This window comes from Cohnella luojiensis (assembly GCF_004564235.1).
In the GTDB taxonomy this organism is placed as follows: domain Bacteria; phylum Bacillota; class Bacilli; order Paenibacillales; family Paenibacillaceae; genus Cohnella; species Cohnella luojiensis.
Genome location: NZ_SOMN01000009.1, coordinates 72,428 through 98,311, shown reverse-complemented (window position 1 = coordinate 98,311; position 25,884 = coordinate 72,428). Strand labels below are relative to the sequence as shown.

The 25,884-nt window shown below is 52.5% G+C and carries 21 protein-coding genes; 13 read left to right on the top strand and 8 right to left on the bottom strand.

Annotated elements, in window-relative coordinates; genetic code table 11:
- Window positions 1–10 precede the first annotated feature (10 nt).
- Together E2980_RS09455 and E2980_RS09450 are read left to right on the top strand one after the other, a co-directional pair.
- The gene (locus tag E2980_RS09455) at window positions 11–1,675 is read left to right on the top strand and encodes a type 2 periplasmic-binding domain-containing protein (protein ID WP_135151936.1); all 1,665 of its coding nucleotides are present in this window, start codon (window positions 11–13) and stop codon (window positions 1,673–1,675) included.
- A 14-nt stretch (window positions 1,676–1,689) separates the two neighbouring features.
- The gene (locus E2980_RS09450) at window positions 1,690–3,870 is read left to right on the top strand and encodes a hypothetical protein (RefSeq protein ID WP_135151935.1); all 2,181 of its coding nucleotides are present in this window, start codon (window positions 1,690–1,692) and stop codon (window positions 3,868–3,870) included.
- A 66-nt stretch (window positions 3,871–3,936) separates the two neighbouring features.
- On the opposite strand, the gene E2980_RS09445 is transcribed toward E2980_RS09450, so the two are convergent.
- From E2980_RS09445 to E2980_RS09435, 3 genes are all read right to left on the bottom strand, one after another.
- On the bottom strand, window positions 3,937–4,158 hold the full coding sequence (locus E2980_RS09445) for a hypothetical protein (protein WP_167747047.1): 222 nt from the start codon (window positions 4,156–4,158) through the stop codon (window positions 3,937–3,939).
- Window positions 4,159–4,289: 131 nt separating this feature from the next.
- The gene (locus tag E2980_RS24645) at window positions 4,290–4,406 is read right to left on the bottom strand and encodes a sporulation protein YjcZ (protein ID WP_240702961.1); all 117 of its coding nucleotides are present in this window, start codon (window positions 4,404–4,406) and stop codon (window positions 4,290–4,292) included.
- A gap of 174 nt (window positions 4,407–4,580) precedes the next feature.
- The gene (locus E2980_RS09435; RefSeq protein WP_135151932.1) at window positions 4,581–4,790 is read right to left on the bottom strand and encodes a DUF3185 family protein; all 210 of its coding nucleotides are present in this window, start codon (window positions 4,788–4,790) and stop codon (window positions 4,581–4,583) included.
- A gap of 127 nt (window positions 4,791–4,917) precedes the next feature.
- Here E2980_RS09435 and E2980_RS24640 point away from each other — a divergent pair, with 127 nt between their 5' ends.
- Window positions 4,918–5,406 (top strand): WGxxGxxG family protein, encoded by a 489-nt coding sequence (locus E2980_RS24640; RefSeq protein ID WP_135151931.1) that lies wholly within the window; start codon window positions 4,918–4,920, stop codon window positions 5,404–5,406.
- Between the two features lie 58 nt (window positions 5,407–5,464).
- Here the strand turns inward: E2980_RS24640 and E2980_RS09425 are convergent, their stop codons facing one another.
- Window positions 5,465–6,037: a xanthine phosphoribosyltransferase gene (locus tag E2980_RS09425; protein WP_135151930.1), complete on the bottom strand. Its 573-nt coding sequence runs from the start codon at window positions 6,035–6,037 to the stop codon at window positions 5,465–5,467.
- A gap of 345 nt (window positions 6,038–6,382) precedes the next feature.
- Between E2980_RS09425 and E2980_RS09420 the strand changes: the two genes are divergently transcribed.
- From E2980_RS09420 to E2980_RS09410, 3 genes are all read left to right on the top strand, one after another.
- On the top strand, window positions 6,383–8,035 hold the full coding sequence (locus tag E2980_RS09420) for a cellulase family glycosylhydrolase (protein ID WP_135151929.1): 1,653 nt from the start codon (window positions 6,383–6,385) through the stop codon (window positions 8,033–8,035).
- 155 nt (window positions 8,036–8,190) lie between these two features.
- Window positions 8,191–8,880 (top strand): peptidoglycan recognition protein family protein, encoded by a 690-nt coding sequence (locus tag E2980_RS09415; RefSeq protein WP_135151928.1) that lies wholly within the window; start codon window positions 8,191–8,193, stop codon window positions 8,878–8,880.
- 116 nt (window positions 8,881–8,996) lie between these two features.
- Window positions 8,997–9,824: a divergent polysaccharide deacetylase family protein gene (locus tag E2980_RS09410; protein ID WP_135151927.1), complete on the top strand. Its 828-nt coding sequence runs from the start codon at window positions 8,997–8,999 to the stop codon at window positions 9,822–9,824.
- Here E2980_RS09410 and E2980_RS09405 read toward each other — a convergent pair.
- Entirely contained in the window at window positions 9,803–10,462 is a 660-nt protein-coding gene (locus tag E2980_RS09405) for an N-acetylmuramoyl-L-alanine amidase family protein (RefSeq protein ID WP_135151926.1), read from the bottom strand. The genes E2980_RS09410 and E2980_RS09405 overlap by 22 nt on opposite strands.
- Window positions 10,463–10,592: 130 nt before the next feature.
- On the opposite strand from E2980_RS09405, the gene E2980_RS09400 reads away from it, so the two are divergent.
- Window positions 10,593–10,826 (top strand): YqzE family protein, encoded by a 234-nt coding sequence (locus E2980_RS09400; RefSeq protein WP_135151925.1) that lies wholly within the window; start codon window positions 10,593–10,595, stop codon window positions 10,824–10,826.
- Here the strand turns inward: E2980_RS09400 and E2980_RS09395 are convergent.
- The 3 genes from E2980_RS09395 to E2980_RS09385 form a co-directional block, all read right to left on the bottom strand.
- Entirely contained in the window at window positions 10,817–11,722 is a 906-nt protein-coding gene (locus tag E2980_RS09395; RefSeq protein ID WP_135151924.1) for a hypothetical protein, read from the bottom strand. The two genes, E2980_RS09400 and E2980_RS09395, sit on opposite strands and share 10 nt — an antisense overlap.
- Before the next feature lie 163 nt (window positions 11,723–11,885).
- Window positions 11,886–12,770 (bottom strand): YqhG family protein, encoded by an 885-nt coding sequence (locus E2980_RS09390; RefSeq protein ID WP_135151923.1) that lies wholly within the window; start codon window positions 12,768–12,770, stop codon window positions 11,886–11,888.
- On the bottom strand, window positions 12,767–14,440 hold the full coding sequence (locus E2980_RS09385) for a DEAD/DEAH box helicase (RefSeq protein ID WP_240702960.1): 1,674 nt from the start codon (window positions 14,438–14,440) through the stop codon (window positions 12,767–12,769). Before E2980_RS09385 ends, E2980_RS09390 begins: the two co-directional genes overlap by 4 nt.
- Window positions 14,441–14,989: 549 nt before the next feature.
- On the opposite strand from E2980_RS09385, the gene E2980_RS09380 reads away from it, so the two are divergent.
- From E2980_RS09380 to E2980_RS09355, 6 genes are all read left to right on the top strand, one after another.
- Window positions 14,990–17,584 (top strand): adenosylcobalamin-dependent ribonucleoside-diphosphate reductase, encoded by a 2,595-nt coding sequence (locus E2980_RS09380; RefSeq protein ID WP_420808636.1) that lies wholly within the window; start codon window positions 14,990–14,992, stop codon window positions 17,582–17,584.
- Window positions 17,585–17,936: 352 nt separating this feature from the next.
- Complete coding sequence (locus E2980_RS09375) at window positions 17,937–18,671, top strand: ABC transporter ATP-binding protein (RefSeq protein WP_135151920.1); 735 nt, start codon at window positions 17,937–17,939, stop codon at window positions 18,669–18,671.
- Window positions 18,634–19,689, top strand: coding sequence for an efflux RND transporter periplasmic adaptor subunit (locus E2980_RS09370; RefSeq protein ID WP_240702952.1), 1,056 nt, complete (start codon window positions 18,634–18,636; stop codon window positions 19,687–19,689). The genes E2980_RS09375 and E2980_RS09370 overlap by 38 nt, the downstream gene beginning before the upstream one ends.
- Window positions 19,690–19,736: 47 nt before the next feature.
- Window positions 19,737–22,610, top strand: coding sequence for an ABC transporter permease (locus E2980_RS09365; protein ID WP_135151918.1), 2,874 nt, complete (start codon window positions 19,737–19,739; stop codon window positions 22,608–22,610).
- A 3-nt stretch (window positions 22,611–22,613) separates the two neighbouring features.
- Window positions 22,614–23,507: an ABC transporter ATP-binding protein gene (locus E2980_RS09360; protein ID WP_135151917.1), complete on the top strand. Its 894-nt coding sequence runs from the start codon at window positions 22,614–22,616 to the stop codon at window positions 23,505–23,507.
- A 73-nt stretch (window positions 23,508–23,580) separates the two neighbouring features.
- Complete coding sequence (locus E2980_RS09355) at window positions 23,581–25,848, top strand: endo-1,4-beta-xylanase (RefSeq protein ID WP_135151916.1); 2,268 nt, start codon at window positions 23,581–23,583, stop codon at window positions 25,846–25,848.
- The last annotated feature ends 36 nt before the right edge of the window (window positions 25,849–25,884 follow it).

Genomic DNA, 25,884 nt, shown 5'->3' with positions numbered 1-25,884 from the left:
GAGGGTTCTTATGACGAAGAAATGGTTAAAAAGCGCCTCGATGCTGCTGTCAGTAGCCTTGATGGGCGGAACGCTGATTGGGTGCAGCGGCAACAACAACGAAAGTTCAGGCAGCGACAAGCCATCCGATGGCAGCACGACAGGGAAAGAAGTTACGCTCAAAGTTCTTCACAACTGGAACGGCTCCACCGGCGCGGACGTAGACATGACGCCCGTGTCCAAAGTCATCAAGGAAAAAACCGGCGTTACCGTGAAATGGGATTACACGAAAGGCAGCGAAGTCGAGAAGGTAAACGCGATATTCGCGACTCAGGATCTCCCGGATATTTATACCGGCCCGGCATGGGGCGGCGAGCTGGACGGCATTATCAAAGCGGCCAAGGAAGACCAACTGGTCGATTTGACGGATAAGCTGGACAAATATCCGAACCTTGCGAAAGCGCTCGCGAAAGAGAATGTTCCGCCTGCGCTGTACGACAAAGCGATCGGCGGAGTAAACGGCAAAAAATACCTGGTGTATCAGAATCATCCCGCCACGGAGAAAGACGCGATGGATTGGCTGTACGGTTTCTACGTGCGCAAAGATATCGCCGATAAAATCGGCGTGGACCCGCAATCGGTGAAGACGAAAGACGATCTCTACAATTTCCTTAAAAAGATAAAGGATGCGGAACTATCCGAGAGCGGCATGCCGGTCATCCCTCTTGGCGGATTCCACGGCGGCTGGGCCGTCGGTATCGCGGATACGATGTTCTGGGGCACCAGCTATGTCGATAAAGGCGACGGCAGCTTGGATCACGTCTTCATGACCAAAGCTTACGAGGATTACTCGCTATACTACCGTAAGCTAATTTCCGAAGGATTGCTTGATCCCGATGCGTTTACCCAGACGGACCCGATCGCCAACGAAAAAATCAAGCAAGGCCGCATCGCCGTGCTTGCCGCGCATTATCCCGCCATTCTAGATGCGTCCAAGGACTATGTAAAAGCGCATCCGGGCAGCGATTACGTACCGATCGGTCCGCTGGATCGCGCAGGCGCCGAACCTAACCGGCCTGCCGATCTCTCGATTCAAGGCAACAACGTGACCGTTATTACTAAAAAATGCAAAGACGTAGACGCGGCGCTTCGGCTTTTAGACTTCCTCGCGTCAGACGAAGGATTCATGCTCGCCCGTTACGGCGTGCAGGGCGTACATTGGGATATGGAAAACGGCAAGCCCGTCGCGAAAAAGGAGTGGTTTGACAAATTCACCGCAGATACGACCGGCAAACTGAAGAAAAACGAAGGTATGAGCATCGGCTTCGAATCAATGACCGGAATGGACCGGATCAACTCTGTGGGCGGCGGCGATATCTGGGCCGATCAAACGCGGCTTGCCGCCATGGAGAACGCTCGTAAGATTCTCCGTCCGAACGGAATCAGCGTCATTTCGGCTTACAATCCCGGAGACGTCATTGCCAAATCGCCGCAATGGGAAACGCTGAAGCCTTCCATGGACCGAATCGGCGATGTTTGGAAAGAAGCCATCTTCACGAAATCCGACGAGGCGGCGCTGAAGGTTATTAACGATCTCCGCGGACAAATCAACAATACGGGCTATTCGGAAGCGATCAAGTACACGAACGAGAACCTGAAAGGCAAAGAAGTGGTGATGTTCGGGATGCCGAACTAAGGAGGTATATCGATTTGAACCGGAGAACGAAAGCGGGTCCCGAGTGGACCGGATTTCAAGAATCGCGCCCATACGGACCGAAATACGATTTGCGTACGGATTTCGTTATGGTGTACGGAATCTCGAATGATCTGCCGGAGAGAATCGAAGGTTGGAAGCTCGCTAATTATACGATCCATCTCATGACGGGCGTCTCATGGGGCCAATATCAAGACTATTTGTACGGCCGATTCGACGGGCGCGACCATTGGGATGAAGCCCAGACCGACCGCTACGGCAAACATTTGCTCCATGGCAAGGATGTTCCGTATATGGTGCCGACGATTTCGTTCACCGAATATTTGGCGAGCCATATCAAGCGGGCGATCGACTGCGGCGTGGAAGCCATTCATATGGAGGAGCCGGAATTCTGGGCGGCATCAGGGTATTCGGAAGCGTTCAAGCGGGAGTGGCTGAATTATTACGGAGAAGACTGGATTCCTCCCCATTCCTCGCCCGACGCCCAGTACCGGGCTTCCAAGCTGAAGGCTGCGATGTATTACCGGGCGCTCGACCGGATTTGCAGCCAAATGAAGGAGTATTCGCTTGCGACCTACGGAAGAACGGTACGTTTCTATGTGCCGACGCACAGTCTCATCAACTACACGCAGTGGAGAATTATCAGTCCCGAAGCGCTGTTGGTTTCCATGCCGGCCTGCGATGGCTTCATCGCCCAGATTTGGACGGGGACGTCACGGACGCCGAACGTATACAAGGGAGTTCGACGCGAGCGGACGTTCGAGACGGCGTATTTGGAATACGGCATCATGCAGGAGCTTACTCGCGGCACGGGGCGCGAAATGTGGTTTTTGCACGATCCGATCGAGGATAATCCGCGCTACAGCTGGAGCGATTACCGGAAAAATTACCGGTCGACCGTCGTTGCCTCCTTGCTGCATCCCGGCGTCAACCAGTACGAAGTATGTCCGTGGCCGCGACGCGTGTTCGAGGGTACCTATCCGACGGAAGACGGACAGGGCAAGGAGTCTATTCCCGGCGATTACGCTACCGTCCTGCTGACGGTTATGAATGTATTGCGCGACATGCATAATCACGAGGAGCATAGCGGGGATGGAGCCTACACAACCGGAATTGGTCTTTGCTTAGCCAATTCGGCGATGTATCAACGGGGCGATGTCATCGCGGACGGGGATGACGAAAGCGCCGTATTCAAATATGACGGCACCCTAGCCCCCGATTCGCTGACGGCAGAGCAGCAGGAGCTGCTCGATTGGTCCGCGTTCTATGGCTTGGCGATGCCGCTTGTGAAGAGCGGGATTCCGCTCAGGCCGGTGCAGTTCGACAACATCCTGACTTTCCCCGGTTATCTGGAAGTCTACCGGGTGCTGATGCTCAGTTACGAATTCATGAAACCGGAGCATCCCGGCATTCATCAAGCGATCGGCCAATGGGTGAGGGAAGGCGGCGTACTCCTCTATGTCGGGGACGGTTCGGATCCGTTCCACTCCGTTCGCGAGTGGTGGAACAGCGGACGCGGAGCATACGACCGACCTGAGGAGCATCTGTTCGAATCGATGGGACTCGGGCGAAATCCTAAAGAAGGCGAGCACCCTGTCGGCAGAGGCGCCGTTATATTCCACCGGGTCAACCCGTCCGTTCTGTCCCATTCGGACTCGGGCGCAAAACGAGTGCGAGATAGTGTCCGTAGAGCACTCGTTATTCGAGGGGAAGCGGGAGATTACAAGGAGAGCGGACTGATGCAAATGAGACGCGGTCCTTATCTGATAACGCACGTGCTGGATGAGACGGAATCAGTGCAAGATGCGGTTCTTCAAGGATTATTTCTTGACTTGTTCGAGGCGGACCTGCCGGTGCGGCGGACGGTGAAGCTGAAGCCGGGCGAAGACAGCCTGCTGTATGATCTGACTTGGGAGGAGAAAGGTGCCGACGTCCCGGCGATCCTCGTAAGTTCCTCGCGGATCAGAGACGAACGTCTGGAGGAGTCACGCTTCTCCTTCGTGTCGGAGTCCCCGTCCGATATGAAAGTCAGTACGCGCATTCGCGTCGCGCGCGAACCGCTCAGCGTAGCGGCCGGAGACGCAACTGCGGAATTCCATTATGATACGGAGTCGGAAACGGTCCTCATCCAGTATCCCGGAGTGCCCGACGGAATTAATGTGACCTTGGCTTGGTAAGACCCCTGTTAAGTTAGATTGCCCTAATTCATAATTTGACCCCAGCCCATTGGCTGGGGTCCTTGCTTATTTTTGGTTCCGTATTAGCAAGTAAATAATAAGGCCCATTAAAGGGAAAAACAGCAGACCGATCAAGACGATCAACGCAAACTCTTGGCTTCTTCCTTTATTACGGCTGTCGCGATAAGCCCAAACGCAAACGGCAATATGAATAATGAAAAGCACTGCTGAAATGACAAAGAAAAAGGCAAATAACCCGCCTAAGCTAAATCCGTCGAACGGAAGCAAGGACATGACCTCCTAAAAATGTGATCTTTCATATACCTACGCATTATAAAGGATGAAGTTGTTCATCCTGTGCAAAAAAGAAAGCCCGCCAACCCTAAATAGGGCGGCGGGAGTAGCACAGCTATTATGAATTAATAACCAGCGCGCAAGATGATTACCAAGAGGACGAAAAGTACAAGTGCGAATGCAGCGGCACCCATTACGCCACCACCATAGCCGCAACCTTCACCTGCAACAGGGTATCCCAAGTCTATCACCACCGTGCGTTTATTATGACGATCGGTCACGTTATTAGCTTATGTCGGGTTAAATATATGGTCAGTACATTCACCCAGATCCAATAAAATCAGGCAAATGCACAGCGTAAAAAACCTCTGCACGGACATCGCCGCGTCTTCGGGCAGAGGTGTCGTGTGTTGCTTCTATTGTTGCTTATTGCGCAGCAACTGAGCCTTTAATGCTTTGTAACGTTGAATACCGCTGATTCCTAAGACTATGCCGATCGTAAGAAGAATCGTTCCAAGCAGCTTATCGACTGTAATGAGATCAACGATTCCGAAAACGATCAGAATGAGACCGATAACGGAGATGAGAAGCGGATTCGTTGGTTTAGAAGTTGTTGGCTGACTCAAGAGGCACCTCCAGTGAATGAAAAACAATCTACTCAAAGTATAGCGTAAATGGGTAAACTCTGCAGAATAAATTGATTTCGTCGGGACAACTTATGGGGGTAATCAATTTATCTAGGGAGGTTTTAATTTGAGAAAGTTCTTGGTTAGCTTGATGGTGCTCGCAAGTTTGTCGCTGGTTCTTATGATTCCCGCCTTCGCGCAACAGGGCAACAACGTGACGGGCGCGGGAATGGGTACGGGTGGTACTAACGGAATGTTTGGAAATTACGGTACCAACGTAAATTGCCCTCCGAATGGAACGTTCGGAACGCTCGGAACGAATGGTACGAATGGAATGTTCGGAAATAATGGTACGAACGGAATGTTCGGAAATAACGGTACGAATGGAATGTTCGGAACAAACGGCGCGAATGGCACGAGAGGCACTTATGGCGCTTATGACGCCACCAGAATGAACGGCAACCGGGCGAATACCACGAATATGACGACTCGCGCAAACAACAATGTTAGAGCTGCAGCTACAAATGACAGAGATTTCGACTGGGGATGGCTGGGTCTGTTGGGTCTAATAGGATTGGCCGGCTTGCGCAATAAAAACCGCGAAGAAGTACGGTAATCTCGCCAAATGCAAGGAATCCCCGTTCGCGAGTATAAATCGCGCGGGGATTTTTTGCTTAATTGGCAAATTCGACGGATCCATTTTCAAGCGAGGCAACCCTAGCCAATGATTCAACCCGATAACCCTGTTCCTTAAGCTTGAGGGCTCCATTCTGAAACGCCTTCTCGATGACGATACCGATTCCGGCTACCGTGGCATCGGCTTGCTCCACGATTCTCGCCATGGCCAGCGCTGCTTCTCCGTTAGCCAAGAAATCATCGATAAGAAGCACCCGATCGACCGGGCTCACTAATTTCCTAGAGATGGATACTTCGCTCTCCTCTTTCTTCGTGAACGAATACACCTTCTCGGTGTATAAGTCATCTTGCAGGGTCAACGATTTTCTCTTCCGCGCGAAGATGACCGGGACGCCAAGCTCTAGACCCGCCATTACCGCGGGCGCAATACCGGAGGATTCAATAGTTATAATCTTCGTAATGGCACTTTCACGGAATAGGCTCGCGAATGTCTTGCCAATAGCCTGCATAAGCAGGGGATCTATCTGATGGTTGAGGAAGGAATCCACCTTCAGCACCTGGTTGCTGAGGACGATGCCTTCATCCAAAATTTTCCTCTTCAACAGTTCCACGATAACTCCCCCTTTTTCAACATTCTAACATGTAGTTAAACCAACTCAAACAACAGCGGACCTGAGCTGCTCCAACAGAAATCGCCCAATCCTCTTGTAGGGTAATTATTTTTTTGATATACTGGATTTATTCGGAAATGAAATCGATTTCATTTTCACAAGGATCAACGGATATGGAAATAAGAAGAATTGTGACAAAAGTTGAAAATGCCCTTAATTCAAGTAAAGGGCTTTTCATAAATCGCAAGTAAGCAGCAGATGTTGTGTAATCGCTTACAAATCAAATGGGGTGATAACGGATTCTAAATGATGAAAGGCGAATTCCAATTCAGAGGAGGAATCGAAATGATTGTAAGAAGAATTTTGCTTGTCGCGTTTTCTTTAATGATCTTATCAGGATTAATGGTAACCGTCCCTCAGCAACCTAAAGCGAATGCGGCGTTCGAGGCGTCCGACTTCTTGAAAACGAGCGGTAAAGTGATTAAGAATAATTCCGGAACGGGGGCCATCGTTAATCTTCGCGGACCGAACCTGGGCGGTTGGTTGCTGCAAGAAGCGTGGATGTCTCCCATGAATACGCCCGATCAGTTTACTTTGACTCAAACCTTATGGAACCGTTTCGGAACAGATCTTAATCATAGCTTGCAAGGCGGATATCAGGATGTATGGATTCAGGCCAGCGATCTGGACAATATCAAGAACATGGGTCTGAATCTTGTTCGCGTACCGATGTATTGGGAAGATTTCATGAATCCGGACGGCAGCATGAAACCCGATTCGCACTCTTTTAGAAAACTCGACTGGGTCATTACCGAGAGCGCTCAAAGAAACATTTACGTCATGTTGGATTTTCACGGCATCCAAGGCGGAGCTTGCCCATGGCAATCCTGCGGCATATCGAATTCGAATCAACTATGGAGCAATTCAACGTATCAGGATAGAACTGTGCAAATCTGGGAGCGAATCGCAACTCGGTACAATGGAAATCCGACAGTAGCCGCATACGATTTGATTAATGAACCGCTGCTTACTTCGGGGGCAGTGGAGAGCTCAGCCCAGGTTCAACAAAAATATAACTACTATAACAGGCTTTATGATGCCGTTCGAGCCAAAGATCCTAACCATATCATCGTAGTCGCGGCATTTTTTGACTGGGAACAATCCCTACCGCCATCGACATACGGCTGGACCAATGTCATGTATGAAACGCATCACTATAACTTCTCGAATTTCGACGACTGGAATTTAACTAACTCCATGATTGATACATGGCTTTCCAAAATGGCTCAATATCAATCGTCTTATAATGTTCCGGTATATGCGGGTGAATTCGCTTTTGGGCAACTTGACCTGTGGGATAAATGGTTGGCTGGATTGAATGCGATAAATGCCTCATGGTCTAACTGGTCGTACAAAGTTACCGGAGGAGGAAATTGGGGTTATTATAATAACAGCTCGAGCCCGGTTCCGGATATTTATAATGACAGTTCCGCTACTATTGCGTCCAAATGGAGTCAATTTGCGACTGCTAATTTCCAGGTGAACACGGGATTGATAAATGTTATTAAGAAATATGCCGGTGGCCAACCGAACCCTCCTACGAGTGCGTCCAGCATTAGAGCAGTTGTTAACAACAACTATGTATGCGCGGAAGATGCGGGGGGCAGCCCATTAGTTGCGGACCGTACCACAGTCGGGGGATGGGAAAAATTCAACGTAATCAACAACTCGGATGGAACGATATCGCTTTTGGCGTTAGCCAATAATAAATATGTTACGGCCGACCTGAACCAGAGTACCAAACTTATCGCAAGGGCTACAACCATCCAAGATTGGGAGAAGTTTCGAATCGTTGATCGAGGCGACGGGAAAGTGGCTCTTCAGGCGTTGGCCAATAATAAGTTCGTAAGCGCAGACCTGAACTTAGGCGCTGTTCTATATGCGAATCGGGATACAGCGTCCGCTTGGGAAGAATTTATCATTAGTGCAGCTCCGTAAAATATTTGCAGGCAAAAAGATCGGATACTTCTAATACATGAAGCCAACCCCTGCATCTTAAAAAAGGTGCAGGGGTTGTTTTTTGTGTGCCGTGAGCGCAGATCATGCATATTCATATTCTGAACCATGACATGTCGAGAGGGTGAACGAGCGATATGGGAGGAAAGCGTAAATTCAGGAGATATACTTTACAGGAATTTCTGGTCGTACTTGACCAATCCGTAAAAAAGGTTCGATTCAATGGCATCCACGTGCATGCAACATGGAGGCCGACGATACAGGATTACCGCGAAGCGAAAGACAAAGAGTCGCTCATTCAAGCCATGTGGAGATTTCATACGGGAACGAGAAAGTTTACGGACATAGCACAGCATGTGACGATCGACCCGGACGGTTATATTTGGGAGGGGCGTTCGTTATTGACCTCGCCTGCATCGACGTACGACCACAACGACTCCGACAACGATGGCGTCCACCCATTCATGTTCGAGATGATCGGCAACTTCGACCGTGGGGCGGAGGTTCTGACCGGAGCGCAATTAGAAACAACTTTAGGGCTGTGCCGGGGGATCATGACGAGATGGAAACTCGGATTGCCGGATATCCGCTTCCACAGAGAAATGCAATCGGGGAAAACCTGCCCTGGCTCCGGTATCGACAAAGCGAAGTTTCTGGCTCAGCTGGCAAAACCTAAGCCAACGACTCTAACTGTCGAGCAAGTCAACTCGATTATCAATGAATACTTGAAGCCTGCGTGGTCGGATGCGAAAAGCCAAGAACAGAAGGATGAGATCCATAGGCTGGCTAATGAATTACGCAAAGCAGCGGGGATACGAATAGAGTAATGCGCCGCAAATGATACGCGATCGACCCCTCTGCGCGCAGGTACATAAAATTTACCAGTTAAGCAGATACTGAGCGAGAGACAGAGATCGAAACCTTGCCAGGAGGAAAAATGATCATGAATGCAATCACAATTCGGACGAGACCATGGAAAATTGCGATCCTTGTGAGCGCTGGAATAGCGTTATGTGGTTTAACCGTTCATGCGCGTACAGCCGGACCGAAGACGGACAAGCTTATAACCCGCCAAATCGCCGTTGTCATAGATGATTTCGGCAACGGCATGACGGGCACGGATCAAATGCTGGAGTTACCCATCAAGCTTACGGTTGCGGTCATGCCATTCCTGCCGACAACGAAGCAGGATGCTGAAGCTGCATATCGTAAAGGCCATGACGTCATCGTCCACCTTCCCATGGAGCCTATCAGGGGTAAACGCAGTTGGCTCGGGCCTGGTTCCATCACGACTGATTTGACGGAAGAAGAAATCCGTAATCGCGTCGAAGCAGCAATCGCAGCAGTACCCCACGCGATCGGGATGAACAATCACATGGGCTCGAAAGCCACCGCCGATAAACGCGTCATGCGAATTGTGCTCCAGGTTTGCAAAGAGAGGGGGCTTTTTTTCCTCGATAGCCGAACTTCTTACAGAACCGTCGTTCCTAGGATCGCGAAGGAAGTTGGGGTCATCACGCTGCACAACGATGTATTCCTTGATGATGTGTATACCAAGCGTCATGTTCTAAAGCAAATTGCCGAAGTAAAGAAATTCCTCTCGAAGAATGATCAATGTATCGTCATCGGCCATGTCGGACCTTCGGGGCTTCAAACGTCAGGGGTTTTAAAGAAAACGATACCGGAGCTGCAAAGTAATGCGAAGTTCGTTCCCTTAACCCAACTGCTCCCATTGCCGGAGCCGTTCGATCAAGGGCAGAAATTACGATAGCTTACTATACCGTTAGCAATGGCGGCGGCAAGACGATTCTGCCCGGGAATAGAGGTCAGCATGGCCCGATCCCCCGGATCATTGAGGAAGGCCGTCTCAACGATTACGCTGGGAACTTCAACCCGGTTCAGCAAGTAGAATTTGTCCGCCGCACGCGGCAATCGGTACCTGCCTTGTTGCCGATTAAGGCTATCTTGGATAAAAAGAGCGAGCAGCGCGCTACGGCCTTCGGATTGGTGAATGACCAGCGGGCCTCTATTTCTCTTCTTGGGCGACCAATTGACATGGATGCTTACGAATACCGAAGCGCCTATCTCATCGGAAAGTCCCTTCCGTTGCGACAGATCCCGGCGATGCCTCGAGCGGGTCAGATGCCAACGATTGTCGTCGCTAAGAGCGTAATCGCCGGTACGATTAAGAATGACCTTAAGTCCTTTGCTCCGAAGGAGCAGATATAGCTTGCGAGAAATGGCGAGATTTATATCTTTTTCCAGAACGTCGTTCCATTTGGTACCGCTATCGATTCCGCCATGGCCGGCATCGATCAGAACGTCGGCGGTCGGAAGCACATGAGGCGGCTCCGTTTTCCACCCTGTCAACAGCAATAATGCGCACAGGAATAAAAGGACACGATACATTCGCTATAACTCCTTCCTTCTTTCTACACAGCAATCTCTCCTGTTATCGTGGCACAAATTAGCCATCCTCATGCAAGATGATTGCCGAATGCGCGTACCGGGCATGCTATAGGCAAGGAGGCGAAGAGGAATGGACGGATCTGAATATTTGAAGTACATGACGGAGCAGGTCGTTAGTTACATGGAGATTCCAAGCGAAGAGGAAGAGAAAAAGCAACAAAAGATGATCAGCCGAGAGCCTTGGTTAACTAAATGGTTCGGAGCCGCTCCGATGGGGCTGATGATGTGGTGGAATAATAAGACGGACAAAAAGAATAAAACGCACCCTGAGGTACGTTCCGTTAATTCCACGCATTATAGATAAAAAAGTCCTTTTTCTAACAGGGCTCCAACCGGAATAAAACGTGTTCCCGACATATCGATCACTAAATCCAAACGGCCGTTCGACCAACGCTGGTAGCCAATAATGGGCTCCGCGTAAAGCATTTCCTCTCCGAACGGTTCCGTTACATATCGCAGATGCCGCTTCTTGTCCAAGTGGCTCCGAAGCTTAGCGGCATCTTTCGCCGGGAAAGGGGCCTCTTTGGTGAGCCACGGCAATCTCTCGTAAGCGTCGAAAGTTTCGTTGAGATTCAGATCAACGATGCGTAATCCCGCCGGCGGACCGTTATAAAAGGGCTTGCCTTCGGGGAACATTCTTTTCCAACCGATACCGTCCACGGGAAGTTGCTCGGCCGTCTTCGCATCGAACCAATACGTGACTTTGCCTATCGTTACTTCCCAAGCTGCCGCGAATGGGTGCGCATAGTGTTTGACAGCCGTCATGAGCTCGGCTTTTCCATCGGGAAGGAACCCATCGTCGATCAAAGATTGCTTCAGCAGTTGCGGGGAGAAGAGAGTATATGGACCGACACCGTATTCTCCCAGTTGGAAAGTGCCGTCGGTAACCGCGTGAACGACCATGTAGCCGATGTCTTTGCCTTCTTTAGTAAAGAGAACCAACCAGCTATGCGTGCCGGGACCAAGCGCTTCGATCTGCGGATCGGCGGTTTGCCATGCTTGGAAGGGCTTCTGCTGCGCCAGCCTGTCTACCCATTGTTTAACCTGTTGCTTCAGCTTGGACGGGAGTTCAGCTTTCGACTGGCCAATCGCCGCGGAAATAGGAACAGGGATGACGGCAGCAAAGGTTATCAGCAGCAAGAGAGTTAGCAAGAACGAACGTGTTAGCAACAGCATAGGTTTGCGCGGACGAGCTGTCATAGAACCTCCTGCAGTACTTTGTTTTGGTAAATCGTCAAGAAAGTCGAGTTGCGCTTTTATTGTAAGGGACAGGCCCTGCCGAGGCTGTTGCAACCTGTCGGTTGGGAATGGGGCTTTTTGTTCTATTTTTGCCGATAAAAGAAGTTATTTCTCATTCCGGACGCTAATGGATGCCGGGGAGATGAAAAATACCGCAGTTCGTGACGGATACGGAAACCCTTGGCCGGTACTGCCAATCGATTTCTGCCTCTCTTTGCTGAAAACGTGCGGATAACGTTGCTTTCTGCTCCTGCTGGTCAGGGTGATTCATATGCTCGAGCATGGGATTATAATATTGCCGGATCCGTTCCAGCTCGTCTTGACGCCGTTGCTCGGCCTCCACGGCCCATGTGAAATCCGTCGTCTTAAGCTTGCGTTCCATAGTGAGCTCAAGCTGAGACATCCCTTTGCGCAAGGATAACCCGTTCTTTAGCAGATGAACGTTGGAAGGAAGGCGAGGAGTGAGTCTCCTGTCCCTAAGTGTTTCCATAAATTTCTCGTTGATAACCCCCGTAGCCAGCGAGATTCCCCACCCATAGATTTCCTCGCGCTTCATGTCGCATTCGAAACCGACTTTGAAATTTACGCCCAGCCATGCCGTGTAAGGCTGCGAGCCAAGAGGATCGCCCTTCCCCCTGGGCGGCTCCTCGAACAAGGTGACGCAGCGTCCGCTTTGCTGAGCGGCGCCGAATAGCTGATGAAGCCGCCTTGAGCCGAAGTAGACGTCCTCTTGAATGATCCTTCCCGATTCCGTCATGATGTAGGAGATGGGCGTAGCCGAAGCTCTGTCGGCCATCGAAGGATTTTCGAACGACCATCGGTAAGTCATCGTTTCGGGATCTGCGCCCGTCCGATCGACGAAGCTCCAATAATAAGGCCTGTTCGTCAATGCCCGGTCGGCATCGGGCGATAGCTTCACGGTCACGCTGGAGGGACTCTTCTCTATTAAATGGCAGTCCATGGAATCCAGGTAAGAGATAACGAATTTCTGAACTTGTTTGGTGTTCATGGTTGATTCTCCCGATGCAATTGATTTTTGGTCGCGAGCAGCGCATCTCCGAGCCCATCGATACGCTTGCGCAATTCCTCTGCATCCGCGGATTCGAGCACCATCTGGGCTAATCGTTGCTCCAAGGACACTTCTTTTTCCAACTGCTGGATGATCTCGTCAAGCTCGCCGATAACCAATTCAAACATGTTGATTTTCTCGTGAAGCAGGTGTACGATATGTTCTTCGATCGTTCCGAGAGTGCATAGATTAAAGATTTGCACGTCCTCCGTTTGCCCTAACCGATGAACCCGTCCTATCCGTTGTTCGACCCGCATCGGGTTCCATGGAAGGTCGAAGTTGATGACATGGTGGCAGAATTGCAGGTTGATTCCTTCGCCTCCGGCTTCCGTGGCGACCATAACCTGAGCGCGCCTCCTGAACAGATCCATCATCCAATCCTTTTTACCTCGGTTCATACCGCCTCGATAGGGGATTGCGGACAAATCATGCTCTTTGAAAAACCGGATCAAGTAATCTTGCGTGGCCCGGTATTCGGTAAAGACGATAACCTTGTCGTCGATGCTGCGGATGAGTTCCATCGTTTTCTCCGCTTTCGTATTCGCTTTGATACTGCGGATGAGATCGACCAGCTCCAAGATCCGAGGCCGTAGAGGGGAATCCTCCGCCATCTTCTTATCCAGGTTAATCAGCGTAAGGAATACCGCGTCTCTGCTGGAGCATACCTCGCGTTGAAGCGTGACCAGAGAGAGCATGCTCGTAAAATCGCCGCCGCTCTCCGAGGTCGCATGATTGCGAACGTAGTTGGTCACTCCTTCATATAGGGCCATCTCCTCGGGCGAGAGGCGCAAGGGAACGTTCGTGACAAATCGCTTCGTGAATTCCACGCCGCCGTCGCTGCGCCTGTTGCGGATCATGACCTGGCTGAGCGCTTCGTGAAGCTTGGCTTCGTTCTTCGGTATTCTGCGGTCGGCGACGAAATTCGCCGCGAAGTCGCCTTCGCCGCCGAGCTGTCCTGGCTTTAGCAACGTAATAAGGTTATAGAGCTCCGACAGGTCGTTCTGAACCGGGGTAGCGGTCAGCAGAAGGCAGTACTTCTTCCGCAGCTCGTTGATGAACTGGTAGTTGCTCGTTCGCTTGTTCTTCAGCTTATGCGCTTCGTCCACGATGATCAGATCGAATTCGTTGTCGAGCAGCATCGCGCGATTTGGATCTCGCTTGGCCGTGTCCATGGAAGCGACGACGATGTCGTTGTCCCAGGAGTACGCCTTTCTTTGCGCGACCGCGGGGATATCGAATTTGCTATTCAACTCGCGCACCCATTGCAGCACCAGAGAAGCGGGAACGAGAATGAGCACCTTCTTCACTAGGCCGCGGATCAAATATTCCTTAAGGATAAGACCTGCCTCGATCGTTTTGCCCAAGCCGACTTCGTCGGCCAAAATCGCGCGGCCTCTCATTTCGTGAAGCACTTTGCGCGCCGTATCTACTTGATGAGGCAGCGGCTCGAAGTGCGGCAACAGGGATAGACAACGTAGCGCGTGGAAATCGGATACCAAAGACGCCTCCTCCGCTTCAAGAGCAAGCTGGTACATGGACCAATCGTCCCAAGGGCCATTGCGTTCCACGCGGCGCTCCAACTCTTCGAAAGCTCCTCGCTCGACATGCATTTCTACCAAGGGATGAAGCTTGCGGGGGGCGGGATCGGAGGATAAACCGGCTGGAGACTTGAAGGGCGCATCCGTATAAGCAACCCCATCATCGGCAGCGGTTGTTGCTAGCGGCTCATTCGATAGCTGAACGGCGGGTGAAGCCGCGCCGGTCGGCGTTCCGGCGGGAGAAGGGAATGGGGTTTGCAACGAAACGTCCTCCTGGGCGATCTCTTGCGTCCGTCTCGCGGAATAAAGTCGGGCGAAGATTCGCAGGGTAATGTAAGAAATGGCGGAATATATCGCATCCATTCCTTAGTATGAGCAAACGCGAGGGATTCAAAACAGGGATGGGAAAACGGGCATTTTCCCGATTATTCGATCGCTTTTTCTCTTTTTCAACAAAATTTTACGATTGTGCATAATGTCCTATGGATGTACCAGATGTGGTGTAGTATAATGGTATTCGCACACAATATATTGTACAATTTACATACACTTAATGGAGTTGCGAGCCGTATGTGATGCGATTCTTACTAAGAAGTTCGGGAGGGTACCGGATTGAAAACAATGCAGGCAAGACGGTTGGAAGGGTTAAGCGAGAAAATATTTTTGGATCGCTACGCTTGGAAGAATGCCGATACCAACGAAACGAAAGTAGGAGATGTCGTCCTCGTTCTGACGAAGGATGATCCGAAATTTCCTGCCAAGGACGTTGGCGAGGTCGTAAAGCGCGCAGGACAGAACGTAACCGTTAAGCTTCGCAACGGAGAGTTAGTGCAATCTACCGTCGAGAAGCTGACGTTAACTATTGAGAAGACCCCTGAGGAAATGTGGTCGCGGCTCGCGAACGCCATGGCTTCCGTGGAAGATTCGGCCGAGAAACAGAAAGAGTGGTCCGACAAGTTCCGTTGGCTGCTGGATGATTGGAAGCTCGTACCGGGCGGACGGATCGCGGCAGGAGCGGGAGCTAGCGAAGAGCTGACTCTGTTTAACTGCTACGTTATCCCGTCCCCTCACGACAGCCGCGGAGGCATCATGCAGACGCTTTCGGAGATGACCGAGATTATGGCGCGCGGAGGCGGAGTAGGGATTAATTTATCTTCCTTGCGTCCTCGCCGTTCGATCGTGAAAGGCGTGAACGGCTCGTCCAGCGGCGCGGTTTCCTGGGGCGGCTTGTTCAGCTATACGACGGGGTTAATAGAGCAAGGCGGAAGCCGTCGCGGAGCTTTGATGCTCATGATCAACGACTGGCATCCGGACGTAGAAGATTTCATAACCGTTAAGCAGACGATGGGCCAAGTAACGAACGCCAATCTATCCGTTTGCGTGAGCAATGCCTTCATGAAAGCCGTTAAAGAGGATGCGAACTGGGATCTCGTATTCCCGGATTCCAAGGATCCGGATTACGATGCGCTGTGGGACGGCGACTTGGACAAGTGGAAGAAGCTTGGCAAGAACGTTATCCATTATCGCACGGTTCGTGCCCGCGACGTATGGAATAGCATTATCGAAGGCGCTTGGAAATCGGCAGAACCCGGCGTCGTATTCATGGAGTACTATAACCAGATGTCCAACAGCTGGTATTTCAACCCGATCATCTGCACGAATCCTTGCGGCGAGCAAGGCCTTCCTGCTTGGGGCGTTTGTAATCTGTCGGCGATCAACTTGTCCAAGTTCTACGACGCGGACAAACATGATGTGGCATGGGATGAATTGGCTAAAGTCGTCCGCTATTCCACTCGTTTCTTAGACAACGTCATCGACAAGACGCCTTACCATTTCCCGGAGAACGAGAAGAACCAGAAGAACGAGCGCCGCGTAGGCCTTGGAACGATGGGTCTCGCGGAATTAATGATTCGTCTGGAAGTGCGGTACGGCAGCCCGGAAAGCATGGAATTCCTAGACAAGCTGTATGGTTTCATGGCTCGCGAAGCGTATCTTGCGTCCACGGAAATCGCGGCTGAGAAGGGGTCCTTCCCGGCGTTCGATCTGGAGCCATTCATGCAAAGCGGCTTTATGAAAAACATGGTCGACGTCTATCCGGAAGTCGGAGAAGCGATCTCCAAACGCGGTATGCGTAACGTTACGGTAATTACCCAAGCGCCAACGGGCTCTACGGGTACGATGGTCGGCACTTCAACGGGTATCGAACCGTATTTCGCGTTTGAATTCTTCCGTCAGAGCCGACTTGGTTACGACAAACAATACGTGCCGATCGCTCAGGAATGGCAAGATGCGCATCCGGGCGAAACGCTTCCGGAGTGGTTCGTCACTTCGATGGACTTGTCCGCGAAGGATCACATCCGCGCGCAAGCCGCCATTCAGCGCTGGGTGGATAGCTCCATCTCCAAGACGGCGAACTGCCCGGCGGACTTCACGGTCGAAGAGACCGCGGAGCTGTACGAGATGGCGTTCGAGCTCGGCTGCAAAGGCGTGACGATCTATCGCGACGGAAGCCGCGACGTTCAAGTTCTTAGCACGGCTAAGGACGAGAAGAAGGAAGAAGCTAAGGTTGCGGTGGAAGAGCCGGCAACTGCGGTTTCGGCAGACGTAGCGGTTACGGAAGAAAGCCCAGCGGAAACGCTGAATGCCGCGCTTAACGTTAGCGTCACTCCTGAACAGAAGCAAGTGTTCGACAAGCAATACAAGAGCCGTCCGAAGATTCTTCGCGGCGCGACTTACAAATACAATACGCCGTTCGGCATGGCGTACATTACCGTTAACGACATCGACGGCACGCCGGGAGAAATCTTCCTGAACGTCGGTAAAGCAGGCTCCGACGTGTTCGCCATGGCGGAAGCGCTTGGCCGCGTATGCTCGCTGTTCTTGCGTTACGGCGATCACGGCAACAAGGTTCAGCTTCTCGTGAAGCACCTGAAAGGGATCGGCGGCTCCGGTGCGGTCGGCTTCGGTCCTAACCGCGTCGAATCCATTGCCGATGCGGTTGCGCAAGCACTGGAATCGCATGCGGGAATCGAGGATCACGAGCACGCGGCAGCGTCCGAAACTCCGATCGCGGCAACTAGCTACAACGTTCTCTCCGAGAAGTCGAGAATCGCGTACACTTCCAAGGACCTGTGCCCGTCTTGCGGCTCGGCATCGCTGCTGAACGTAGAGGGATGCAAGACTTGCGGGAACTGCGGATATAGCAAGTGCAACTAATAAGAAAAGACCCTTCGGGGTCTTTTTTTTCGGGGACTTGTGATATTCCATAATTAGTTGGAATGATTTCACAATTGGTTAGACAATTTTTTCATTCACGCGCTTCTTCAAGAAAGCGACCGGCATGTCGCCGCAGGACTACCGGGAAGCGGCGAGGGCTGCCGTGCATTAAGCGTCAGGATATAGATCGAATCATAGCTTTGCTGCCGCCGATTCATCGGCGGTTTTTTGTTTCTAATAAACGAGAGTCCTATAAATCAACAGGTAATTACAAGGCAATCGGCAGGTTGTAGCTGCTATATGAAACCGTTAAAGTTTTTTCTAAGTGACAGTGAGGTTTGGGGGGATAGCGATGCCCGCTTGGGAAGAAAGACATAAGGCAGCGAGCGGCGAGGCGATCTTGTCGGCAACGGGAGTTAAACGGATTTTCGGCAAAGGCAATGCAGCGGTTACCGCGTTAGCGGACATCCATCTAGCCATTCCCGCCGGTACGATGGTCGCGCTCAAGGGACGATCGGGCTCCGGCAAGACGACGCTGCTCAATATTTTAAGCGCGCTTGATGAGCCGACGGAGGGCAAGGTGATATTTCGGGGCAGGGAGATCACCAAGTTGTCCGTCGCGGAACGTAATGCGCTGCGGCGCAGAGAGATCGGCCTGGTTTTCCAGTCTTTCGGCCTCGTTCCGCTAATGTCGGCTTACGAGAACGTCGAGTTCGGATTGCGCATTGCGGGCAGGATGGGCAAGGACAATAGGCAAATTGCGGAGTGGGCGTTGGAGCGCGTCGGCATGCGGGGGCGGATGAATCATCGGCCGACGGAGCTGTCCGGGGGCGAGCAACAACGCGTGGCGATCGCCCGCGCGATCGTACACGAGCCCGAGCTGCTGATCGCGGACGAACCGACCGCCGAGCTGGACAGCAGGATGGGACTACAGGTGATGCGCGTTTTCCGGGATCTCGTGCAATCCGGCACGACGGTCGTACTGACGACGCACGACCCGGGCATTATGGAGCTAGTTGATCACGTTATCGCATTGGAGGATGGACAAATTGCATCGTACACGACCAACGAAGCACCGCTTGCATAGATTCGTTCCCCGCGCGGCAGGGACTGCCGTTCTGCTCGCCGCGACGCTGGCGCTTGCCGGCTGCTCGCTGCTACCTGACGAGGAGACGTTGCAGCCGCCGCTTATCCAACCTGCGCAGGAGCAATTCGACGCCGTGGATGCGGCTAAGGGGGACATTCAAACGTCCCTGAGAGGCAATGCGACCTTCGTATCCGCGAAAGTCGAGACGCTCTCGTTCAAGGGAAACGGCGGGCGACTGAAATCGATTAATGTTAAGCTAGGCGATCAGGTGAAGTCCGGAGATTTGCTGGCGGAGCTGGAGACCGGTGATCTGGATCTTCAGTTGAAGCTGCAACGGCTCAATGTGGAGCGAGCGGAGCTGTTGTACAAACAAGCCTTAATGTCGGATGCCAACGATACCGAATTGCGCCTCCGCGAAATCGACCTGGAGCGGGAAAACATTTCGTATGGAGCGATGGAGAGTCGTCTTTCGCAAGCTCAGCTGTACGCACAGATCAGCGGGACCGTTATTTTCGTCGAATCGCTGAAAACGGGAGACGGGGTCAACACTTACCAATCCATAATCACGATCGCTGATCCTTCGAGCATGCAGCTTTCGTACGCGGCCGGGAATGCGAAGGATTTGCTTCCGTTAGAAGTTGGAATGCCGGTCAGCCTGAAGTATAAGGGCAAAGATTATACAGGCAAAGTGCTGCAGTCCCCATCTACTGCGCCAGTCACCGACGATAAAGCGAAAGCCGAAAAGAACGAGACGACAATTATTTTGAGTATGGACAACCAGCCCGAAGGGGTTCATGTCGGCGATGTTGCGGATGTGACGATCGAGCTCCAGAAGCGGGAAAACGTCATTGTCCTGCCGCGTTCGGCTGTCCGTACCTATATGGGCCGATTTTATGTACAGGTCGCCGAAGGGGATCGCCGCAAGGAAGTCGACGTAGAGGTGGGGCTGACGACGCCGACTCAGGTAGAGATCGTTCAAGGTCTCAAGGAAGGCCAGAAAGTTATCCTGAACAATTAACCGAACTAAGAGCGCCTGGGTTTCGGGAGCGAGAATGAGGTGTGCGTATGGCCTTATGGACGATGATCCTTCGCAAGATGGCCAATAACAAATGGCTGCAGCTGAATCTATGGTTCGGGCTTACCGTATGCGTGGCCCTGTTCAGCTCCATGCCGCTATACTCGGATGCCATCCTGCAGCGGACGCTGATTAAAGAGCTACAACAGACGCAATCCGAAAGCTCCGTGTATCCGGGCTTCATCCGGGTTAGCACGACCAATTCTTCGTCCACTATGGACAACAAGACGATGGAGGCGATCGAGCGGGCGGACCAGTTCGCAAAATCGATTCCGGGCCGAATGGGGCTGGAGTCGCTGTCGTTCTATCAACAGCGGTTCACGCAGCTAATGAAGGTATACGGCGCCGACGCATCGGAGCTAGAGAAGAAGCAGCAGAAAACGGTAGGCGCCATTAAATCGTTATCCGGCATGGAAAAGCGCGTCCGTCTGATCGAAGGCCGGATGCCGGTCGACCGTTCGGACGGTATATTCGAAGCATTGGTTACTCAGGGCTTTCTATTTAAAGCGAAGCGAGATCTCGGGGAAGAGCTGGTCGCGGAAACGACGGACGACAAACGAGATAAGTTCCGCGTCATTCCGGTCGGCATCGTCGAAACGGATCCGAAGGCCGATCCGTATTTGCCGTATTTGACGTCGGAGGTCAGCGACGGCTTCCTGATCCCGTTCGCGCAGTTTGAACGGGAGTTCACGAAAGGCGGCAAGACAAGAGTTGCCGAGATGGAATGGCGCTATGCCTTGAACTACGAGCAGATGAAATTCGGCAGCGTTGACCAATATATCAAAGCCGACAAAGACATCCGCCGCTACTATAAAGGGCGGGTCGGTGTTGCCGAGTTCGACATTCCATCGAGCTCGACCGTTAATTCCTTCCAAGGCAAGCAGGATAAGCTTGACGTTATGCTGCTGTCCCTCTATTGTCCCGTCATGCTGATGCTGGCTTTTTACTTGTACATGGCCGCCAATCTGATCATCGAAAGGCAGAAGACGGATATTTCCGTTCTCCGCAGCCGCGGAGCCAGCCGGCTGCAGATTATGACCGCCTATACGATGGAGAGTCTGCTTCTCGGACTAGGCGCGCTGGCCGTAGGGCCGTTCCTTGGCGTGCAGTTCACGAAGTGGCTTGGTGCCGCGAACGGTTTTCTGGAGTTCGTCAACCGGTCGGCGCTGCCGGTCAGCTTTACCAGCAGTGCCTATAATGTAGCGGTAATCGCGGTATGCGGAGCAATCGTGCTCATTCTGATCCCGGCTTTCCTGGCTACAAGAGTCAGCATCGTCGGCCAGAAGCAGCAGATGGCGCGATTGACCAAGATGTCGTTCTGGCATAAAACAGGTCTTGATCTTGTCCTAGTCAGCTTGGCCGTGTATCTTCTTCACAACTTCAACAACCGTCAGGAGGATTTGAAGCGGCTGGCGCTTGACTCCGCCGCTCTGCAGGTCGATCCTCTGTTATTCCTGATGCCGGCTTTATTCGCGCTAGGCGGCGGCTTGCTGGTGCTGCGGGTATATCCCTGGTTCATTCGCCTCGTCTTTTGGGCGGGTCGCCGATGGTGGTCTCCAGCACTTTACCACACCTTGATTCAAATCAGCCGTTCGTCAGGGCAGTATTTGACCATTAAAGTGTTTCTGATCATGACCGTCGCGACCGGCCTTTTCAGCGCGAATGCGGCGAGAACGATCAATGACAATATGGAGAGCAAAATCGAGTATGCCGTTGGCGGCGATATTGCGCTGTCGACGAGGTGGGAAAACGATGCGCCTTTGCCGTCTTCATACAGCCAGGGGCAATCGAGCCAGACAGATGCAGCGGTGACTACCGAAGCGAAGAGAGTCCAGTACACGGAGCCGCCGTTCGAGCCGTACCAGAAGCTAGAGGGGGTAGAAACGGCCGCCAAAGTGTTCAAGAAGGAAAAAGCCCGATACAGTACAGGGAATACGTCCGGGAGCACGACGTTGTTCGGGATCGATACGATGGCTTTTGGCAAAACAGCCTGGATGAAAAGCGGATTGCTAGATTACCACATCAACGGCTATTTGAATCTGATTGCGCCAGATCCGAAGGCCGTGCTCATCTCGCGCTCGCTCGCCGAGGCGGCGAAGGTCAAGCCGGGCGATCCGATTCGCGTTTCCTGGGATGGTCTTGACCAAGCGCAGTTCACCGTCTACGGAATCATCGATTACTGGCCAAGCTGGAATCCGCTCCCGTCAGGCACGGACAAGGAAGACGAGAAGGCGGAGCAGCCGAAGCTGATCGTCGGCCATCTGGCCACGATTCAGAACCGGTTGGCAGTCGAACCGTACGAGGTGTGGCTTAAGCTGAAGGAGGGGGTCTCTAACCAGTTGATCTATGATCAGTTGACTGAGAAAAAGCTGCCGGTTACAGGATTTCGCGACGCGAAGAAGGAGCTGATCGAGTCTAAGAACGATCCGTTCCGGATGGCGATCAACGGCGTAATGACGCTTGGATTCGTAATCTCTATGCTGATCAGCTTCTTCGGCTTCCTTCTCTTCTGGGTGCTGACTCTATCCGGACGGACTCTGCAATACGGCGTGCTGCGTGCGATGGGTATACCGTTCATACAGATCATCGGCATGCTTATCAGCGAGCAATTGCTCACTTCCGGCGCTGCAGTCGTGATCGGCGTAATTATAGGCAATCTGATAAGCGAAATGTTCGTTCCTCTGTTCGAAATGTCTTTCTCGACGCAGGATCAGGTGCCGCCATTCGATATTGTAAGACAGCTAAGCGATTACGTGCAGCTGTACAGCATAGTCGGCATTATGCTGACGATCGGTCTGCTCATTCTCGGCTACCGCCTCTCGCGGATCCGGATCGCGCAGGCGCTGAAGCTGGGAGAGGAGTAACCTATGATTCAATGCGACGGACTCGTCAAAATTTACAAGACGGCAAACCTCGAAGTCGTCGCCCTGCAAGGGCTGGATTTGCATGTCGCGGACGGCGAGCTGATGGCGATTATCGGCAATTCCGGCAGCGGCAAATCGACGCTGCTCAACATGCTGGGAGGCCTGGATAAGCCGTCAGCCGGCAAGCTGCTAGTTAACGGCAAAGATCTCCTGACGTTCGGCGAGAGGGATCTGGTGAAGTATAAGCGGGATACGGTCGGGTTCGTATGGCAGAGTAACGCGCGTAACCTGATTCCGTACTTGACCGCTTTGGAGAACGTGGAGCTGCCTATTCTGCTTCGCGGCAAACGCCGCCGGCTGCGGGCAATGGAGCTTCTGGAAGCGGTCGGTCTCGGCCACAGAATGAAAAACAAGCTAAGCGAGCTTTCCGGTGGCGAGCAGCAGCGCGTGGCCATCGCCATCGCGCTGGCGAACGAGCCGCGGCTGCTGCTGGCCGATGAGCCGACCGGCTCTCTGGATACGAAAACGTCCGATCAGGTGCTGAATTTGTTCAGGACATTGAACCGCACGATGGGCATAACGATCGTCATCGTCACTCATGATCCTCTCTTGGCTCGCAAGGTGGACCGCGTTGTCCAAATTCGAGACGGAAAGACGTCGGCGGAGATGATCCGACGGGTATCGTATGCCGAGGAACTCGCGCAAATGGATGCGGAGAGAGCCCATAATGATCCGGAAACCCATATGGAGTTCGCGGTTATCGACAAGGCGGGTCGGCTGCAAATTCCGGCCGGCTATCTTGACGCAGATGGCTTCAAGGGCAGCAATAAAGTACGCGTCGAGATGGAGGAAGGCCGTATTATTCTGTATCCGCCGGAAGAGAGGAAGACGGGTTAATACGGGCTAACGCCCATTCTTTCGAACCGGGACTGAGATGAAGAATCTACATTAATGCAGTTGAGGTGAATTTATGAAGACGAATCGACTCAAGTTCTACATTCCATTGGGACTGATCGCAATTCTCGCGCTAACGTACGTAATATTCGGCATATCACCGAAGAAGAGCCATACGGAATCGGAGTCTGCGCCCACCCAATCCGCAGGAGTTGCGACACAGACCGTTGCGGAAGCTAGCACGGAGCCTGCGGTAGATCTAGCAACCGGCAAGATCGCCACGGGCTTTGAGGACGGCACGGTACAGGGCTGGCATGAACGCGGTGGCATCGAAACGTTGACGGCGGCTGAGGAGGCGGCTCATTCAGGCACATACGGATTGCAGGTTACCGGGAGAAAAGAGGGCTGGAACGGTCCGCAGCTCGATGTGACGCCGATCATGGAAAAAGGCAAAACGTATACACTTGCGGCCTGGATCAAGCTTCCTGCCGGAATGCCGGATTCTTCCGTGGCGATGACGATCCAACGGACCACGAACGGCAAGGACACTTACGAGTTCGTCACCTCCGACACCGTAACCGCAGGCGAATGGGTGAAGCTGACGGCTAAGTACGAGCTCCTCTTCGAGGCAGAGAAGCTGTCCGTGTACTTCGAATCGAACGCCAATCCGACGCTCGATTTTTACGTGGACGACTTTCAGATCGCGCGCAATCAGGAGCCGGAGAAGATTGAAGTCCAGCAGGATATTCCGGCGCTTAAGAATATTTACAATGACGACTTCAAGTTGGGCACCGCCCTGCTCGTGAATGAAATTTATGATCCGAATGGTCCGGACGCTCAGTTGATTAAAAAGCACTTCAACAGCCTGACGGCCGGCAATGAATTGAAGTGGGACGCTACCGAGCCGCGGGAAGGCCAATTCAGCTTTTCGAGGGCGGATCAAATCGTAGACTTCGCCATGAACAACGGTATCGCATTCCGCGGACACACCTTGATTTGGCATAGCCAGACGCCTAATTGGGTGTTCCACGACGATAAAGGCAACCTGGTGAGCAAAGAAGTGCTGTTCCAGCGGATGAAAAAGCATATCGAGGCGGAGGTCGGCCGATACAAAGGCAAAGTATACGCATGGGACGTTGTGAACGAGGTCATCGAGCCGGGCGACAAGCAGCCTGGCGGACTTCGCAACAGCCCGTGGTATCAGATCGCAGGCGAGGAATTCATCGAGAAAGCGTTCGAGTACGCCCATGCAGCGGATCCGGACGCCAAACTGTTCATTAACGATTACAACACGGATATGCCCGACAAACGGCAATATTTGCACGATTTGATCAAACGGTTGAAAGCTAAAGGCGTTCCGATCGACGGCATCGGTCATCAGACGCATATCGGGATTATGTCCCCGTCCGCGTTCCAACTGGATCAAATGATTCTAGCGTTCACGGATCTCGGCATCGACCAGCAGATAACCGAGATGGATATGAGCATCTATACGAACGATAGCGAAGCGTTCGATACATTCCCGGAAGACCTGCAGCTGAGACAGGCTTACCGGTACAAGGAAATTTTCGACGTCTTCAAGAAACATAAAGATCAACTCAGCGCCGTTATTTTCTGGGGCAAAGACGACTTGAACACGTGGCTCCGAACTTTCCCGGTAAAACGCAACAACTGGCCGCTGCTATTTGACGAACGGCTTCAGGCGAAATACGCATACTGGGCGCTCGTCGACCCGAGCAAAATGCCGAAGGAAAATTTGCCGGTCGTTGCCGCAACGAAGCTTGAGACAGCGGCCAAGCAAGGAACGCCCGTCATCGACGGCGAGAGGGAGACGGCATGGAACGGTACGCATGAGCTCGCGACCGACCGCTGGGTCACCGGCATCAGCGGTTCGACCGCCCATGTCAGAACGCTATGGGATGAGGACCATCTGTACGTGCTGGCGGTCGTGACGGACTCGAAGCTGTCGAACAAGAGCGCGAACGCGTGGGAGCAGGATTCCGTCGAAATCTTCATCGACTCGAACAATGCCAAGACAACGGCTTACGAATCGGACGACGGGCAGTATCGCATCAGCATCGACAACAAACAGACCGTCAATCCCGAATCGATGAGCGGGAATTTAGTTTCCGCCGTGAAGCGTACGGATACCGGATATATCGTGGAAGCCTCCATCGCATGGCCGGGGACTGCGCCCAAAGCCGGCGATACGATCGGCTTCGACGTGCAGGTCAACAATGACGAGGACGGAGACGGATTGCGCGACAGCGTCGCGATCTGGAGCGATACGTCCGGACAATCGTATCAGAGTACTGCTGGCTTAGGAGAATTGAAGCTGAAATAACGCAGATGGAAAGCTTTTATTTCTATCGGTTGAGGG